We start from the raw sequence: 15,921 nt of genomic DNA on the forward strand, positions 1-15,921 counted from the left end.
GTGTTTCTTTACAGTTCAATAATTAGACTCTTTTCCGACCCAAATCCATAATATACCTGTCATACGTTGATTTAGGCGAATATTATCAATTTGATATTTAGTTAATATATTCACTCTATTTTTAAACTTAGATATAGCATTACTTGTGGTATAGTCATAATCCATTAAATTATCCGTATACCCCTGATATGATTCAAATAATTCCCCATATTCAAAAATATGCGATAATCCTAATGCATGGCCAAGCTCATGGGCATACGTTTCCAAAAAGCCTTGTTCAACGCCATCTTTTAAGAAAACAATAGCATTATCAAACTCATATTGACTAGAAAGTTCACCTTTAAAGGAGTTCAGACTTGGATAAGCTTTAAAACTTGCACTTCCTGATATTCCCCCCAGTTATCATTTCGATTTTCAGGTGGTACAGCTCTTATACGAATCGGTGTGAAAAAAATAAATGTTATTCTTTCTAAATCACCATATGGCGATCGTAATTCTGCCCACATTTTACGCCAATAGAGTTCTTTTAACTCTCTTATAAATTCTGAATAAATAGCTTCAGTTAGATTAAACTTTTTTTTCCTTTTTAAATTATTTTCCTTGATTTCATTTTCACCAGTTACATTTTCTAAGTATTGGATTTTATATTTGGTCTTTAACTCATCTTCCCACCATTTTTTTACAAAACTTCGGACTTCTGGATCTGTTTTTGACAATAAATCTAAATCAAAAAGCTCTCTTTTCACCACCTTAAAGACCATCAGAGATTGATTAAAATATCTGTTTTTAAGTTCCCATTCATAGTTTTTGGATTTTTCTAAAATTTCTCCTTTAACTTTAACATCAACTTCAACCATACTAATGACGCTAATCGCAGAATTTTGACCAAGATATATCACCCCAACCTCTTTATCCGGACATCCGTTTCGTGATGCGGTAACTTTAATGTATTCATTTTTTTTAATACTTCACCCGAACAACGAATTGTAATTGCATTATTTTTTTTATAACTATATCTATTGACTTCTATAATTTTTTTAACAGTTTTACCGTTAACTGTTGTTATGTCTTCACTAGCATCTAGTTGTTTAAATTCTCGTTTTGTGTTGATGAAACTACTTAAAGGTTCACATAAGGGTTTATATTCAATACTGTCTTTATTTTCAAATACTGTCTGAGCATTTTGATTATTATTAAATGTTGATAGTGTGATGGACTTACTCGAAGCCTGAAACTTTAGAATGGTTCCATTATCTGTCAGAGGTTCTTTTTCATCAATCATTCCTAGGTCATTTTTGTCAGTAAATTGCTGATGAATTTCTATATCTAAACATACACCATCTTTATTTATTTCCTCACTGCCATATATTCCTTTATAGTTTGAAGAAAAAAATAAAGCCAAGATGGAAAATACGAAAAATTATCTTTAAGATAAGAACTATTATCCGTATTACTATACATAACTCGATAAAGCAAGTTGTGGTTGGGAACGGTTATAACCGTATCTTTTTTCCCTTCAATATTAAGCAAAGGATAGATATATTCATCACGCACCCAATCAAATCCGAACTCTCCATGATAACGGTCTGAAGGTCGACCAATTTCATATGGACGTCTAAAGTGAACCGTAAATTTTCTTATACAATCTGCACTTAAAGTCCCTATTTGTGGGCTGGTTCCAATTTTACTCATAAATTAATCCTCAATTTTTAATTTTTGATGGGAAATTTTTTAGATTTAAAAATCTTATTGTTGTGATTTTTAATTAAGTTTTCGTGATTGACAGACAATCAACATGTTTTTTAGTTTCAATTACTTAGAAAGAAAATTTTCATTTCAACATTTCAAATAATGGTCACCATTCAACACCTAAGTATGATCAATTAGAAATACATCACATAAGTGAAAAGTATTCTTTCATAGCAGCATATTATTTTTCTAGATCAAATATCATCAACTTTATTGCAAATAATGTAATTTAAAAAACAGCGTAAAATGCTTGATCCTTGCTTGAGATTAAATTAAATTGAATTCAATTCAAATTTTTAAGTATTCAAAAAATGAGTGACAAGAAAATCGAAACCTATAAAAGACTCCTTGCCGCCGCAGAACAAGAGTTGATTGCAAATAATGGTCATATGGAAATCAGTGCGATTGCGAAAAGAGCAAATACCTCAGTTGGACTTACCTATCACCACTTTGGTTCAAAAACAGGTTTAATTGCAGCAGTTGTGGATCAATTCTATGAACCATTAAGAGAAATTGCTCTAGGGGATGGAATCCCTGCAAATCTTGAATGGCGCGAAAGAGAAAAAGCGCGAACTAAAGCAATTATAGATTATTTCTATCAGCACCCTTTAGCACCATTGATTGCAGGCCGTTTGGCGCGTGAACCTGAAGTGCTTGACATCGAACGTGCCCATATAGACGCCTTAATAGAACAAGGTGCACGCAATATCGCTCAAGGACAAAAATTGGGATTAATCAGTGCTGCCCTCGACCCCAAAACAACTGTAGCGATGCTGATGGGAGGCCTTCACTTGGCTATAGATCAAGCCATTCTCGCGAAAGAAAGACCATCGAATACAGAACTACTACATCAACTTTGGCAATTGATTAGCAACACCCTGCAACTCCAGCAACCGTAGATGAATCAATACATCACAATATCCGCGTATTGATTGTCTATCTAGCCGATCTTTTAATAAGGAGCATTATATGTCTGAAAGATTAGATATCCATAAATATAATCAACAAGATCATGCAAAAACACATCGACAATTGCAATCTGGTTCAGAGAGAAACACATCCGAAATTGAACGAGATTTTGAAACATTGATGCGTGATGGTTACGTCATTATCAATCATTTAATTCCCAAGGAAATTTGCAGCAAAATTAAACAAGAAGGTCTCGCCTTACTGAATCAAACTGGACGAAACTCATTTGAAGGACATCAAACCCAACGTGTTTATAATGTGCTTTCCAAGACAAGAATGACTGACCAACTTGCAGTACATCCCCGTATTCTTGGACTTATGGATCGATTATTTGAACCTGGTTTTTTGCTTTCACAGAGCCAAATGATCAATATCCTACCCGAAGAAGTTGCCCAACATTTACACTATGATGATGCATTCTATCGCCTACCCCGTCCACGGCAACCGCTTGGTGCAGCAAGTATTTGGGCAATTGATGATTTTACAGAGGACAATGGTGCCACAGTGATTATTCCTCAAAGCCATCTTTGGGGAAGTGATCGCATTGCTCAAAGCGCAGAAGCGATCCCTGCCATCATGCCTGCAGGCTCCGTAGTCTTCTTTCTTGGAACAACCTGGCACGGCGGCGGTGAAAATCATTCCAAAGCCTCGCGTTTTGCAGTTACACATCAGTACTGTGAAGCATATGTTCGCCAACAGGAAAACTATCTCTTGGAACTTTCTAAAGAAACTGTAAAGTTGCTTTCACCTGAGCTTCAAGCCTTGGTTGGTTATTCGATCTATCCACCTTTTATGGGGATGGTCAATGGTATGCATCCACTTCGAACACTTGAACAATGACCACAAAAATGACTGAGACAATGATTTTAAGTATGTGTAACTTGCTGAATGATACATATGCTTAAAACCAACTCGAGATAAAGGCGATAATATTCCCCAGCTTTCGCTTTTAAATTAAGTCAATCCATCATCTATACTGGTCTTAAATCTACAATATAAGGCACAGAGCCATATAGAAAAATAATTTTTAATCCATCGTGCTGAATGCTTAAAATTTTATATTGAGTCAAACCATTTACACAATTAATCTCAATTTGAATAATCTTATCAGAAATCCAGATTTTTTTATTTAATCGATATTTAAGTTGAACAGCTATGCTTTTATCCAGATTATCTTTATGTCTTGCCAAAACCAATCTACTTATTTTTCTATTATTTTTCACCCGAATCCTCAAGAATAATGCTTTCTGATGACTTTGCTAATAATCTTTGAATGACTGTTCTGGTCACTGAATATTGTCTCGCTAAAGAATATACACTTTGTCCATTTTTAAATTTCTCAATGACTTCTCTTTTTTGTTTTTTATTCAAAATTTCTGGACGCCCCACTTTATTATTTTTTTTACTATCCATCATTTTATCAAGTTGAACTTTTTTATCAAAATCAGAACATATCTTTAGAAAGTGAAAGAAAATTTTTTTTATATCTCCTTTGATTTCTTTCTTTGAAAAATCTAAACAGACTAAACGTATTCCTTTTTTAAAAATAAAATTAACTGTCGTATATATTTCTTTAAAATTACTTCCCAAAGCATCTATTCCATCGATTAAAAGAAGATCTCCGCTTTCCAACGTATAGTTAATCAAGATTTTAAATTGATGCCGAAACTCAAATGGTATACTCACCTTAACATTCTCAAATATAAATCTATTTTTGGGTATTTCATAACCATAACCAAGTAAGTAACTGGTATAATTAAATTCATTTACTGAAATCCCATCAATTCTAAAATATGCATATGCACGCACAACAAAACCTCATTGAATAAAATAATATTTAAGTCAAATACCACCTACAAAAACTCAATAAGTCTAAATATAAATCATTAGCACCCTAAATTAATATTCATTTATTTCAATTAAAATAAAAAAACTATTATAAAAGCCAATAAAAAATTTTAAAAAACAAGCATCAATTATTTTAATGTCAGAGTGATAGAGCAATCAAATTGCTTGATAAGCATATAAAAATTGCTCCACATATCCATCAAAAACCTCAGTTACTCAGTAAAATATTTTCATTCAAGCATGTATCATTAGCTACTTTAAATACTGATGATCATTAAAATTCAATCTGTACAGTTAATGTATCTTTATAAGTCCCAGAGGGTAGATTGGCTGAATTGTTATCTAGAATTTTTGCTGTAAATGCATAGCCCTGTTGTGTTCTTGCATCATGAATTCCTGCATTGGTGGTCGCATTCAGACTAGACCATCGCTCAGTCCCGCTACTCCCCCAACGTTCTGTTGTTGAATTTTTATAAATTTCATAATTTAAATAATTATTCCCTATAACTGATTTCATCGCACGTTGATTTCCATTTCGTGGATACAAGCCATTATTCAAACTGACATGATAAGGTGTTCTTACAGAACAACGGATCCCCATAGAGGTTTGCACAGGTTCAAAAGCATTTGCAAATGCAGCAGTACCGAAATTGACATTATTTGTAGAAATACGACAATCAGGTAAAACTTCTATACTTAGATTTGTCACCACATCTTCACCAGTACCCCAGTTCAACCCAAGTCCTAATATTCCCCTAAAAAAACCAAAACTTTCAAAATAAATTCCTAAACCCGCAACAGCAAGTGCTGGTACGGAGTAATACCATCGCACTTTATACGGAACTTCAGATTTATAGGTTCCTGGTGAAACCGCTTGTCCTGCATTAATTCGAACATAAAAAGGTAAAGAATTATTTGGACCAGAAAAAAAGTTAAGTATCGTAAAACTACTCAAGTCAACTTCTTGATTAATTGTAATTGGATTATTATTGGTATCCAAATAACTTACATAAAGCTGTTCACCTGTAATAGTATTTTTATAACTTTCCGGAATCTGACTCACCTTATATTTTAGATAAGTCATATTTAAGGCAGCTAGACTAAATCCAGTACAGCTTAAACCCGCATTGAACTGATTAGATGCTACACCCGTATCCATCAGAGCAATAGATGAAATACTTCCTATGGAATAACTTCCATTTGTATTCACTTGACAATCTGCATGACTTTGAGTGGACATAAATAACAACCCAGTCAACATCCCGAATGGAAATATTTTTTTTAAATTAAGCATCATGGCTGAACCACCTCATGACAAGTCACTGACTTGATAACTGCAATCTGTTGCTGGGCCTTTTCTAGATCTAATGAGAATTTCGCCTCACACAAAGTCTGATCAGGCAATTGAACTCTAATGCTATTTTCAGCACTGAGATCTTCAAGATAAGCGATACCATCCATCCCCACATAAGTTGACCCATGATGGGCACGGTGTACGACAGCACCCACTGGAATAGGTTGACCATTGCTTTCAGTCAAATAAACATTTGCAGCATAAGATTGCTTGATTGGAAACTTGATAACGACACCTGAACCTCGTTTAGCAGCGATTCGGTTTTCGACTTGAGTGGCATTAAAGTTTGAAGGTAGATTGATTGGATTGATACTATATTTTGCCGCGTAATACGGGGTCACAGACGGTACAAAGATGAAACCTTTAGAATTACTGTGTCCAATAAGACTGTTTTCATAATGAACGGGAATATCTGCTACTTTATTGGTATCTATGAGTGCAAAAGATTCACCCAGTCTATTGGATGCAAAAACATCACCAGCCATCAAAACAAATGATCCTGAAAGACCTAACCAGTAACTGTAATCTTGATCACCTGACATGCCCAAATCTGTATTGAAATATCGATTGCGATAACTTATACGGGCCTGATTAAAATCATCACTGTTTTCATTAATGCGTCGACTTAAATCAACCCCGAAACCTCCTGCTAAAGGCGTCGCACGATTGAAATTGATATAACCTTGATATCCACTTGATTGTCGAGTGTATCCTAAGCTTGAGGTTGCCTTTTTTCCAAAAAGTGGTACAGATAACTGTAATGCCATACTCCAATCTTTTTCAACAAAGTCACGGTTCGCACTTAACGAAACAGTTGCGCCCCGCATATAAGACGGCAGTATTGGCGCCCAAGATAGATTCAACAATTTATTTTCAATATCATTGGTCTTGGTTTGAATGTAAGCTGCACCAAAAGTCCCTGTCTTATCCGTTGCAAAATAAGTATTGGCCACCCAATTCTGATTACTGTTCGCTGAAATTAAACCAGTATATTGCAGTCTAGACAGATCATAATAATTTCGATCACGTTGCGAATAGTTGATACTCAGCCCAAAGCGCTGCTGGTTATAACTGTACCCTAAAATATATTGATTCCCCTTAATATCTTGATCCGATATCTGATTAACGTCTTTTTCCGCCCAGCTTTGCGTAGCAGAACCACTGAGAACACCAAAATGATTCAGCTTGATGACTGAGCCTAGCCCTGCTAACTGAATCGTATTGGAAAATTCGATACGCCCCTCAGCAGTAAACCACTCATTGATGCCATAGCGAATATCTCCTGAACTTGCAAATTTTCCATAAGAAAAATCCTTAATCCCATAATCTTCTCTGACCTGTCCGACTGATAAGGAATAATCTAATAATCCAGGTTTTAAAAGCGTATTAGAAATATAAAACGGAACAGTTGTTGCAACCTGCCGACCAACCCGATCTGTTGTGACAACAACGGCCTCTCCCTTCCCATTGACAAAGGGCACATTGTTCAAAATAAAGGGACCCGAATGTACATCTGTCGAATTGATTTTTTGCCCATTAATCAGCAAATCAACTGTACTTGGAAGTGCAGCCTCGCCTTTAAACTGAGGTAAAGGATAGGTAATTAAATCTGGGCGTGTGCCAAAATTACGTTGGACCTGTAATCCACCTAAACGAACTGAGCTCCCCCAAGCGTTTTTATTGCCAGTGAAAATATCACCAATCAAATATGAAAGCGCATTTTGAGGTTCATCATATTGCCATGATGTATCGTATCTGCGATATCCACCATTGTTCTGCTGTGCATTTTTTCCAACAGATTTAAAATCAGTTTTACTATAAATTCCTGAATTTTTTAACACACCGTATGGTGAGAAAAATCTTTGTTCTGTAAATAGTGTACTGCTGTACCCTCCCTGCTCAGGACGATAAGCATACAAGTCATAGTTATTTAACAAGCCTATTCCAGATTGAGCTGTTTCAGGCAGATACCAGAAATCCTGACCTCGTATCTGAACAGGCATCCAACTGGCAGGGATATTTAAACTAAGATACTGTTTTACTGGATTATAGTGATAGTTCAATTCTGACACTTGATCCAATGCAATCCATTCAGATGCATTGCCAGAAAAACCTAAAGAAAAAATATCTAAATCAGTCAGTATTGTTCCCTGTTGATCCTTTAATGCTGATTCTGGAATCTTGATTCCAAGTTCAGCTATTTTAGCCTGTTGAACATAATAGTGATCCGCTTTAACAATGATTGGAACAGTCTGTAAGGTCGAATACTCATTCACAACCAAGTCTAGATAAAGTTTAAATAGGCTATTCACTTCTGAAATATTTCTTGGTGGTGGGGGCAAATTGTTTGCATAGATATGACAAGAAACTAATGGAAGATTGGATATCAATATCAAAGTCAGGCTTTTGCTTAAAAAAAGTGGGGATTTTAAACCCGATAGACAATGCATTATCCTCCCCCCGCTTTTTTAATCTCAATTAACTCCTGTTGCACGCCTGAACTATCCACACCATACAAAGAAATTTGATGGTTGAGATTTTTTAGTAAATGATCATCGAGATCGAATTTCATGGTGCTGTGCGCCAACACATAACCAAATGCGGTCTTTCCAAAAGCCATTTGTGCTGAATCGGGACTTAATTTAATTCCTGAAAGTCTTGAAAATTTTGCCCCCTCATTCTTAATATAAAGTTCAGGTTTGCCCTCTGGATTGTTTTTTATCCACCAGCTTAATAAAGGTCTAGCCAAGGGATTCTTAACATTCATCCTTTGGGAGGTTTGAGTCAAACCACTTCCCAACCCTTTACCATAAACAAATAATGGAATGGAATAACGCATCTGAAAACTGACAGTCGATGCATTTTTTTTTACTTCTTCAGCATTCAGATTAATCGGCAATTCATCTACAATAATTCGATAGGCATTTTCTTTTCCAGCGACCAAATTACTCGCTTTGGTCAAGCGCAACATATGCTTTTCACCCACCTTTATTTTGGCAACAGGTGGACTCGGAATCACGTCATTTTGTTCCGTATAATGATCTTGCAGATTATCCTGCTCCCATTTGAATACCCGAATTTGGACCATCGCATCAGATTTACCCGTATTTTCCAGCCAAACAGCAACTGCTTTTTCATCAGCCTCAATTTTTGGATAAATTGGCCAGATTAAAAATGTCGCCTGAGCCAATGCAGGTGAAGTAATCGTCAACATAGCAACAGTAAAAAAAACGTTGCTCGAGCATATTTTCATATTATTTAAACTCATAAAGTCACCATGTAATCGTTATTGCAACCGTATCCTTATATAGACCTGCTGATCGTGGTTGATTGTTATTATTCAAATCAGCTACGCCATACACAGAAAAATTCAAGAGAGAATTTAAAGAGGTCGTTGCCGTTAGAGCGTAAGTATTTCCACGCAGATATTCATTTTGCAAATTTGTCGTTTGATAGAGTCGGTAGGCAACAAAATCGTTTCGTAGCTCATGCTTCAATCGGCGAGAATTATTTGAAAAATGATCACCGCCATTGAGCATGACCATCACAGGCAAAAGTGCAGTGCAGTGAATATTCCAAGTTTGTGCTGTATTTATCACTGAGCCATTTACATTGTCTTGGGACATTAATGCGTGACGACCAAAATCAAGTAATTGTTCAGTGCTGTTTAATTCACAGCCATTTTCTATCGTCGCCTGCATTTGAAAATTTGCTGTTGTTTCTGTATTTCCATCCTGCACAACCAACAAAAGTAAAACGCTCAAAGCTATTTTTTTCATGATCGTGTTCTTTAAAATTCAATTGTAATTGGAATCGTATCGGTATACTGTCCAAGTGAAACTGCTCGACCGTTGTTCACAGTTCGCCCAGTAAGATTGAGTGTCTGTAATTGACCGTTGTTGTTCAACGTGACAGATTGGTTTGGCCTTAATATCTCAAAACCACTTCCATATAAAATGTTATAAGCGAGAAAATCGGTCCCATTACTGACCGCATGGAAGTAGTTTGTATTAAAAGGTGCCGGAACATGATTGTCGTGTAAGCCTGCCCCAAAAGTAATTCTTATTGGGAGATTTTCAGGGCATTGAATCGTCAAACCTGCTGTAGAACCGTTGCTTAAACTGGTTTCCAACACATGATTAAATGAAGCACTGACTTCCCCAAAATTCAATTGACCAAAATTTAATCCATTTGTTCCATCATCTATCGGCTGATTATTAATATTGCAAGAAGACTCTAATTCAAGTTGCAAATTTAATTTAGCCGACATTTGTCCTGCAATCGCGATGGATGAAAGAAGGCTACAGGCCAGTAGCCAAAGGCTTTGTTTTAGCAGCACATGCATACGCACCTCCTCAAAGTAGATTTGCTTGAGTGAACAAACCTACTCATTGTTACGTATACCCGTTAGAAATTAACCGTTACCAATAAAGTGTCTTGATAATCACCTTGTGCTTTTGCGGTACCATTATTTGCAGCAATCACACCAAAAATTGGAACTTGTTGAGATGCGCCAACTGTAGCAGTGAAAGCTTGTGGCGTATTGACAGCATATAGGTTTGAACGTGCGGCATCGCGATACACATTGTAGTTTATTAAGTCTGTGCCAGCTGTATTTTTAAGACTGCGATCACCTCGTGTACCGCCATCAATCGCAACTGTAAAATCAACTGGTGTTGTACCATCACATTTCACATTCAGATGACTGCCTGTAGCAGATGAAGCAACTTGTGCTGTTAATATATTTGCCCAATTACCAGAAGTCTTACCAAAATCTAATGTACCAAATTGGTTAATATTTCCAGCCACTTGAGAGCCTTCTACTGTACAACCCGTTGATACATTCAGTTTTACATCTACTTGACCAGTAACTGCAGCTTGCGTTGTTGCGATAAAACCTGTACCCAAAAACACAGTCAGTGTTAATTTTTTTAAAATATTCATACTAAATCCCATGATAATCATTATTTGTAAACTGCAACACAAAAGTGGAGAGCAAATAAATGATTGCATGTGACTAATACGTGTTCAACAAACACACTTGGCAATAAAAAAAATTAAAACATAATCTTTTGTATTTTATGAATAAATATTGAAATATATATGAATTAAATTATACCGAAGATTAAAACATAGAAATAAAACACTTTAATGATTGAAACGATATTTAAATACTCATTCTTTTATTGTTTAAATATTAAAATGTTAAATTTAACGAAAGCAGTCTGAGTTGAAGCAATAATTCAGATATATTACAGTCATGATTTATGCTTGTTATGGGTATTGCAGAGTGATATGAGTATCAGTAAGCTAAATCTTAATTAGGGATGAAGCTGGCGTTACTCGGCAGTTCTTCCAATCCCTCAAACTGAACATTGTTCAATTTATTTTTACCGCTATATGATCCATCCATATGACCCATTCATTTTCAGACTGCATCCAAATTCACCTCGCGTCCAGTTTTGAAGAGCTGATCAATACAACTTTTCAAGGGGATACCAATGCAATCTGTTGGCACAGAAATTTAGCAGGTGATTTTAAAGAGATTGTGGCTAAGATTGTACCTAAAGAAAATATTACTGAAATTTCAGAGGAAGAACTTCTTGCTTTAGAACTCACTGAGCAAGGTGAACTCGCAAGAAAAACCATCTTAAATGACATAGAACAATTAACACTACTTGGCACATCGCCTACACTAAACCTCATTCAATATTATGAACGTGATGAGGAATTAGATTTCATTTCCACTGATGTGTATTCATTCCATGTTGACCGCTCGCCAATTGAAACGGATACTTTTTTATGTACCTATCATGGCGCGTCTAGTGATATTTTACCAAACGCTCAGGCTGAACAGAAAATACATATTCCAGAAATTCGAGAAAAACTTAAAACACTTCATGATGGATCAGCAGCAGAATTTGAAAACTTTTTAAAAGACTGTTTTTTTGATCTGCATTATCAGGCTACCCCTGATGCAGCACCAATAAATCTAGGCTTAGGTCATCTTTGGCGTTTGGCAGTCGACCACCCGACACAGCAAGTTTTACCTTGTATTCATCGAGCGCCTGTGGAAAGTGATGGTGAATATAGGTTGCTGTTAATTTGTTAATTAACAACTAAAATAGATACTAAGAATAATTTGAAGTTAAAAATATTAACCTTGGTACTTTAGCTCAAATTTAGAAACACAGCCCCATTAAAATGGCTAACTGTTAAATCAAGTTTTGAGTGAATACTTAAATTAAAGATCAAATAAATATCCTGCTTAACTACCTAGGCAGATCATGTTGAGATGACCCAACACGAGTATCCAAGATTTATAAATTGCCTAGAATTTACGAGAAATACCCAAAAACAAAGATGTTCTAGAGTCTTGATCAATTAAAGGTGAATCTACAACTTTATGAGGGATAAACTCATGTGTCACGATTGCCGTTGTACGCCAGCTTTTATTAATATTATAGCTTGCACCGAATGAAACATAAGGATTTTAAAAAATCAAATTGTAATGCGTAAAACCTAACTTATAAAACAGAATAGAGTCAATATATCCATTTTTAAATAAAAATACGTTAATTCTATTCTGTCTATTTAAAGAAAAGATAGATTTAAATGCTATGAACTATAACACTTCCACATTATCTAATGGTACTTTTATATCACCTACATATTCTTTAATTAAATAAGAACAACCCGAATTAACATTTATTGCCAAAAAATAATTTTTATTTTCTTCAAAATTAACTCTAAAAACTTTTGTTTTACAGAACTCGGTTCTAGCTCCATTATTATAACTATATGTCATTGAAATTAGAATAGGCCTATCCGCTGGAACTTTAAACTCACCATAATTTTAATTATTTATTGGGGCATTAGGCATACCTAAGCTTTTAGGAGTATATTCAAATTTTGTTGCTCCTAACATACCTGATGTCTTAACACTCGTAAAAGCATCCCCTTTATCTTTATCATTTTTTATATCCTTTATTGTAATAGAATTTGGAAAAATTCTAATACTTTCACCTAACCCATAAAAAACTCTAACATTTGCAGTTTTACCAGTGATAGGTTCTTTATATCGAACTCCCTGATTTAAGATTGAATCATTTATTTTATTTATAGTTGCACAACCATTTGCAAATATAAAAAATAAAATTAATAATAGATATCTATTCATAAAAAACCTTATTTTATTTTAAAAGCTAAATACCAACTATTAAAAATCATTGAGTACATTTTTCTTGCTGTAACTTATTTAGTAATACGACTTGATTTGAGTGATTTTCAATCAATCTATCAATATCTCCTGTACGGCTGTGATCGAATAATGCCAAAGGATTCAAGCTCAACAATGCAGCCGCTGCATTCATTGCATTACCAGTATTGGTTATTTTTTTCTGTTTTTTTAATTCATCTAAATTAACCAATGTACTTTTAAGAGTATCATTAATTTGTTCACAGTTCGACAATTTAGATAAGTCTACCGTTTCTGTATTCTGGTGTGAAGGCTGAATGCTATTGCAGGCAGTCAAAATAAAAGAAAAACTAAAAATAATGAAAATTTTTTTCATAAATTAAATCCAATAATATCAAAAAATATTAACCCTTTTACATCACTTAATTTTATTAGCAAAAGAGTGGTATTATAAATTAAACAACTTTTAATTACTCGACAACCTTCAATAAATATCCTTATTACAAAATTATATTTAATTGTAATTTTTAAAAATCAGTTTACTTCTAGATTTTATTACACTTAATCTTGTATTTTATTTAAAGTTAATTCCTTAAACTCAATACTCACTAAAATTATAAAAAACAATGATAGTGTAAACTAATCCAATACTTGTCCAATCGTATAATCAGCTTGAGCAATAGGGGTTAACTTATCATCAACTTGAAAATACTGAATTGCATATTCACCAGGCTTCCAACCATCTGGTGGAGCATAACTTACCCAATTCTGATCACTTTGAGGATTTACAGGCTGAGGTGTAAACAATAATACCTCACCATTATCTTTATTCACCCATTTCACAAAAACTTGATCACTTTTCGATAATTTCCCTAAGGTATCGTAATGAGCAACGATTTGTTGATTCTTATAGATTTGTGACATATTCTCAGACTGTAAGTTGTTACTTAGATTTCTAGATAAAACAAGTTTACCTTGCATATCCTCTTTAGAAACAATAGCTTCACTTGACAGTTCTTCCAATAGTCTTCCTGAAAACTGTTTTTTATTTTGAATAGAATTAAAGTTATTCAAAGGAAATGCCTTAGATAGATAACTTTCAACTTCTTGCTCTGGCATTTGATTGAGTATCATTTTAATTTTTTCGATTGTTGCTTGAGATAAAACACGTCCATTTGATTGTGATATCAACGCATTAAATTGATCATCATGGCTTTTTGGAATCGGTTTATTTATATTTTCGCTTAGTATTTTGGAATCAATTTCGTTGTATGAATGAGACGGATTATTGAACCCGTCATCAGTATTCATCAAAGCGATTCCATAGCCTGTACCAAAACAGCACAAGCCGATGAGAATTTCTTTTAGATACATATTATTAAACGCACTTATAGCTTACGCCATTAATAGATAGGTTACTCCCAGCACTAAAGCTAGCACCTTCGGATATCACTTTATCTTTAGTGAGACCTGTACCTGTTAATAATTTAATAGTTGTTGTAGAAGTACATACGCCTGTTTGAGTCGTAGAAGAAGTTTTGATTAAACAGCCATTCGTACTTACGAGATAAGTTTTACCGCTATCTGGTGTTGAACAACTCTCAGTAATTGCTTGTGTTCCTGCCCCTGAATTACCAGAATTACCAGAAGAACTGACATTATCTCCACCTCCACCTCCTCCACAAGCGACCAATAAGCCACTGATTAAACAAAGTGAAAATATACTTGTAATTGATTTTTTCATTTTAAAATCCATGTAATAAATTTATGATTTCTTAAGAAGAATAAATACTGTAAATACAATATTTAATTATGTATAACATAGTTTTTTACAAATTCAAACAATATTAAGCTGCAAAAAAAATCAAATACATTAATGATTTAATGTAATGAAAAATCAATTTCATAATAATTATTAATTCACCTCATAGACTTATTTATAAATCGTTTTATACAGTTCCAAACTATAAATTTCAGCAATCAAATTAAACCTCAAGCTAAGTCGTTTCCCTCTCTTTCGATAATATTATGTAAGCATTTCTAAAATCTTTAATATACCAAATACATACTCAACCCCAATTCTTCTTTTATTAATTTCTCAATTATATATTTTTAGCACAGCATCTAATCCAAAATGCACAGTTTTGGTAATCTTACCTTTAACTGGAATATTCATCTGCATTTGTTCGAAAATTAGAGGAAATGTTGAACGAGAAATACATTTATAACTCTTAAACTAGGCATCAGAAAGTTTTTTGAGTCGAAATATTCCATACGCAGATTATGCTTAAAAATATTAATTTTATCAGAAGGAAAAATAAGCAAAAAGATGAGCTTTTTTGATTTATGAAACAGATTTACTATAAATATTACTTATACCAAATACCAAATACCAAAAGGGCAATAAGGGATAAATTATTTGACTTGATATCTACTAAAATATCGCCAGGGTCTAGCAATTTTAAAAGAATTTTTATTTCCATGAATATTTATAGACAAAAATATAAGATTTAAAAAAAGTATATGTATGAATTTTACCTCAACTGAAGCGTTATCAAAGAGAAGGTAAAACATCTCTTTCATGTTTTTTAATGATTAAACAAAGACAGTTGCGAGTTTTTTGAAATACACAGAGCATAGATTGTCTATTTAAAGGATTTTTACTATTTTGATTTAGGATAGGCTTTCCCCTCGACCATAAACTTGTGGACATTACAGTCTTAGGAATCATAAAAACGGTTGCAAACTTATAGATTCAATAACCTGACTTTAATCAGTTGCTGTTGAATAGTAATATTGTTAA

The 15,921-nt window shown here is 34.1% G+C and carries 19 protein-coding genes and 1 pseudogene; 3 read left to right on the forward strand and 17 right to left on the reverse strand.

Annotated elements, in window-relative coordinates:
- Positions 1 to 15: 15 nt before the first annotated feature.
- The 4 genes from OSH00_RS12800 to OSH00_RS12815 are packed head-to-tail and all read right to left on the reverse strand — an operon-like array spanning position 16 to position 1,692.
- Positions 16 to 399 (reverse strand): M43 family zinc metalloprotease, encoded by a 384-nt coding sequence (locus OSH00_RS12800; protein ID WP_338150164.1) that lies wholly within the window; start codon positions 397 to 399, stop codon positions 16 to 18.
- Complete coding sequence (locus OSH00_RS12805; RefSeq protein ID WP_266130729.1) at positions 351 to 857, reverse strand: hypothetical protein; 507 nt, start codon at positions 855 to 857, stop codon at positions 351 to 353. Before OSH00_RS12805 ends, OSH00_RS12800 begins: the two co-directional genes overlap by 49 nt.
- 38 nt (positions 858 to 895) lie before the next feature.
- Positions 896 to 1,402: a hypothetical protein gene (locus OSH00_RS12810; RefSeq protein WP_266130730.1), complete on the reverse strand. Its 507-nt coding sequence runs from the start codon at positions 1,400 to 1,402 to the stop codon at positions 896 to 898.
- Positions 1,348 to 1,692: a hypothetical protein gene (locus OSH00_RS12815; protein WP_266130731.1), complete on the reverse strand. Its 345-nt coding sequence runs from the start codon at positions 1,690 to 1,692 to the stop codon at positions 1,348 to 1,350. The genes OSH00_RS12810 and OSH00_RS12815 overlap by 55 nt, the downstream gene beginning before the upstream one ends.
- A 368-nt stretch (positions 1,693 to 2,060) precedes the next feature.
- Here OSH00_RS12815 and OSH00_RS12820 point away from each other — a divergent pair, with 368 nt between their 5' ends.
- Positions 2,061 to 2,648: a TetR/AcrR family transcriptional regulator gene (locus OSH00_RS12820; protein WP_266130732.1), complete on the forward strand. Its 588-nt coding sequence runs from the start codon at positions 2,061 to 2,063 to the stop codon at positions 2,646 to 2,648.
- A 70-nt stretch (positions 2,649 to 2,718) separates the two neighbouring features.
- Positions 2,719 to 3,558, forward strand: a complete 840-nt coding sequence (locus OSH00_RS12825) for a phytanoyl-CoA dioxygenase family protein (protein WP_266130733.1) — start codon at positions 2,719 to 2,721, stop codon at positions 3,556 to 3,558.
- A 131-nt stretch (positions 3,559 to 3,689) separates the two neighbouring features.
- Here the strand turns inward: OSH00_RS12825 and OSH00_RS12830 are convergent, their stop codons facing one another.
- From OSH00_RS12830 to OSH00_RS12865, 8 genes are all read right to left on the reverse strand, one after another.
- Positions 3,690 to 3,941: a hypothetical protein gene (locus tag OSH00_RS12830; protein ID WP_266130734.1), complete on the reverse strand. Its 252-nt coding sequence runs from the start codon at positions 3,939 to 3,941 to the stop codon at positions 3,690 to 3,692.
- Positions 3,931 to 4,527, reverse strand: a complete 597-nt coding sequence (locus OSH00_RS12835; protein ID WP_266130735.1) for a recombinase family protein — start codon at positions 4,525 to 4,527, stop codon at positions 3,931 to 3,933. The genes OSH00_RS12830 and OSH00_RS12835 overlap by 11 nt, the downstream gene beginning before the upstream one ends.
- 313 nt (positions 4,528 to 4,840) lie before the next feature.
- Positions 4,841 to 5,860, reverse strand: a complete 1,020-nt coding sequence (locus OSH00_RS12840) for a Csu type fimbrial protein (protein WP_420909520.1) — start codon at positions 5,858 to 5,860, stop codon at positions 4,841 to 4,843.
- Positions 5,860 to 8,370, reverse strand: a complete 2,511-nt coding sequence (locus tag OSH00_RS12845; protein WP_266130736.1) for a fimbria/pilus outer membrane usher protein — start codon at positions 8,368 to 8,370, stop codon at positions 5,860 to 5,862. The genes OSH00_RS12840 and OSH00_RS12845 overlap by 1 nt, the downstream gene beginning before the upstream one ends.
- Entirely contained in the window at positions 8,370 to 9,173 is an 804-nt protein-coding gene (locus OSH00_RS12850; RefSeq protein ID WP_420909521.1) for a fimbrial biogenesis chaperone, read from the reverse strand. Before OSH00_RS12850 ends, OSH00_RS12845 begins: the two co-directional genes overlap by 1 nt.
- A gap of 19 nt (positions 9,174 to 9,192) precedes the next feature.
- The gene (locus tag OSH00_RS12855) at positions 9,193 to 9,699 is read right to left on the reverse strand and encodes a Csu type fimbrial protein (RefSeq protein ID WP_266130738.1); all 507 of its coding nucleotides are present in this window, start codon (positions 9,697 to 9,699) and stop codon (positions 9,193 to 9,195) included.
- Positions 9,700 to 9,710: 11 nt separating this feature from the next.
- Positions 9,711 to 10,265, reverse strand: a complete 555-nt coding sequence (locus OSH00_RS12860) for a spore coat protein U domain-containing protein (protein ID WP_266130739.1) — start codon at positions 10,263 to 10,265, stop codon at positions 9,711 to 9,713.
- Between the two features lie 62 nt (positions 10,266 to 10,327).
- The gene (locus OSH00_RS12865; RefSeq protein WP_266130740.1) at positions 10,328 to 10,864 is read right to left on the reverse strand and encodes a Csu type fimbrial protein; all 537 of its coding nucleotides are present in this window, start codon (positions 10,862 to 10,864) and stop codon (positions 10,328 to 10,330) included.
- A gap of 469 nt (positions 10,865 to 11,333) precedes the next feature.
- Here OSH00_RS12865 and OSH00_RS12870 point away from each other — a divergent pair, with 469 nt between their 5' ends.
- Positions 11,334 to 12,032, forward strand: a complete 699-nt coding sequence (locus OSH00_RS12870) for a DUF1826 domain-containing protein (protein WP_266130741.1) — start codon at positions 11,334 to 11,336, stop codon at positions 12,030 to 12,032.
- A 219-nt stretch (positions 12,033 to 12,251) separates the two neighbouring features.
- On the opposite strand, the pseudogene OSH00_RS20575 reads toward OSH00_RS12870, so the two are convergent.
- The 5 genes and pseudogenes from OSH00_RS20575 to OSH00_RS12890 all read right to left on the reverse strand — a co-directional run.
- Positions 12,252 to 12,401: pseudogene (locus OSH00_RS20575) on the reverse strand (MipA/OmpV family protein); the annotation flags it as partial.
- Between the two features lie 375 nt (positions 12,402 to 12,776).
- Positions 12,777 to 13,100, reverse strand: a complete 324-nt coding sequence (locus tag OSH00_RS12875; protein ID WP_266130742.1) for a hypothetical protein — start codon at positions 13,098 to 13,100, stop codon at positions 12,777 to 12,779.
- 46 nt (positions 13,101 to 13,146) lie between these two features.
- Positions 13,147 to 13,494, reverse strand: a complete 348-nt coding sequence (locus tag OSH00_RS12880) for a hypothetical protein (RefSeq protein ID WP_266130743.1) — start codon at positions 13,492 to 13,494, stop codon at positions 13,147 to 13,149.
- 263 nt (positions 13,495 to 13,757) lie between these two features.
- Positions 13,758 to 14,492 (reverse strand): hypothetical protein, encoded by a 735-nt coding sequence (locus OSH00_RS12885; RefSeq protein ID WP_266130744.1) that lies wholly within the window; start codon positions 14,490 to 14,492, stop codon positions 13,758 to 13,760.
- Between the two features lie 4 nt (positions 14,493 to 14,496).
- Complete coding sequence (locus OSH00_RS12890) at positions 14,497 to 14,862, reverse strand: hypothetical protein (protein ID WP_266130745.1); 366 nt, start codon at positions 14,860 to 14,862, stop codon at positions 14,497 to 14,499.
- Positions 14,863 to 15,921: the final 1,059 nt, after the last annotated feature.

It is taken from the genome of Acinetobacter nematophilus, assembly GCF_026344175.1.
GTDB lineage: Bacteria > Pseudomonadota > Gammaproteobacteria > Pseudomonadales > Moraxellaceae > Acinetobacter > Acinetobacter nematophilus.

Coding starts and splice junctions, on each gene's coding strand:
- OSH00_RS12890 (WP_266130745.1), bottom strand. CDS start 14,862: ATGAAAAAATCAATTACAAGTATATTTTCACTTTGTTTAATCAGTGGC.
- OSH00_RS12865 (WP_266130740.1), bottom strand. CDS start 10,864: ATGAATATTTTAAAAAAATTAACACTGACTGTGTTTTTGGGTACAGGT.
- OSH00_RS12855 (WP_266130738.1), bottom strand. CDS start 9,699: ATGAAAAAAATAGCTTTGAGCGTTTTACTTTTGTTGGTTGTGCAGGAT.
- OSH00_RS12805 (WP_266130729.1), bottom strand. CDS start 857: ATGGTTGAAGTTGATGTTAAAGTTAAAGGAGAAATTTTAGAAAAATCC.
- OSH00_RS12875 (WP_266130742.1), bottom strand. CDS start 13,100: ATGAATAGATATCTATTATTAATTTTATTTTTTATATTTGCAAATGGT.
- OSH00_RS12885 (WP_266130744.1), bottom strand. CDS start 14,492: ATGTATCTAAAAGAAATTCTCATCGGCTTGTGCTGTTTTGGTACAGGC.
- OSH00_RS12880 (WP_266130743.1), bottom strand. CDS start 13,494: ATGAAAAAAATTTTCATTATTTTTAGTTTTTCTTTTATTTTGACTGCC.
- OSH00_RS12820 (WP_266130732.1), top strand. CDS start 2,061: ATGAGTGACAAGAAAATCGAAACCTATAAAAGACTCCTTGCCGCCGCA.
- OSH00_RS12815 (WP_266130731.1), bottom strand. CDS start 1,692: ATGAGTAAAATTGGAACCAGCCCACAAATAGGGACTTTAAGTGCAGAT.
- OSH00_RS12845 (WP_266130736.1), bottom strand. CDS start 8,370: ATGCATTGTCTATCGGGTTTAAAATCCCCACTTTTTTTAAGCAAAAGC.
- OSH00_RS12840 (WP_420909520.1), bottom strand. CDS start 5,860: ATGCTTAATTTAAAAAAAATATTTCCATTCGGGATGTTGACTGGGTTG.
- OSH00_RS12870 (WP_266130741.1), top strand. CDS start 11,334: ATGACCCATTCATTTTCAGACTGCATCCAAATTCACCTCGCGTCCAGT.
- OSH00_RS12850 (WP_420909521.1), bottom strand. CDS start 9,173: ATGAAAATATGCTCGAGCAACGTTTTTTTTACTGTTGCTATGTTGACG.
- OSH00_RS12825 (WP_266130733.1), top strand. CDS start 2,719: ATGTCTGAAAGATTAGATATCCATAAATATAATCAACAAGATCATGCA.
- OSH00_RS12860 (WP_266130739.1), bottom strand. CDS start 10,265: ATGCATGTGCTGCTAAAACAAAGCCTTTGGCTACTGGCCTGTAGCCTT.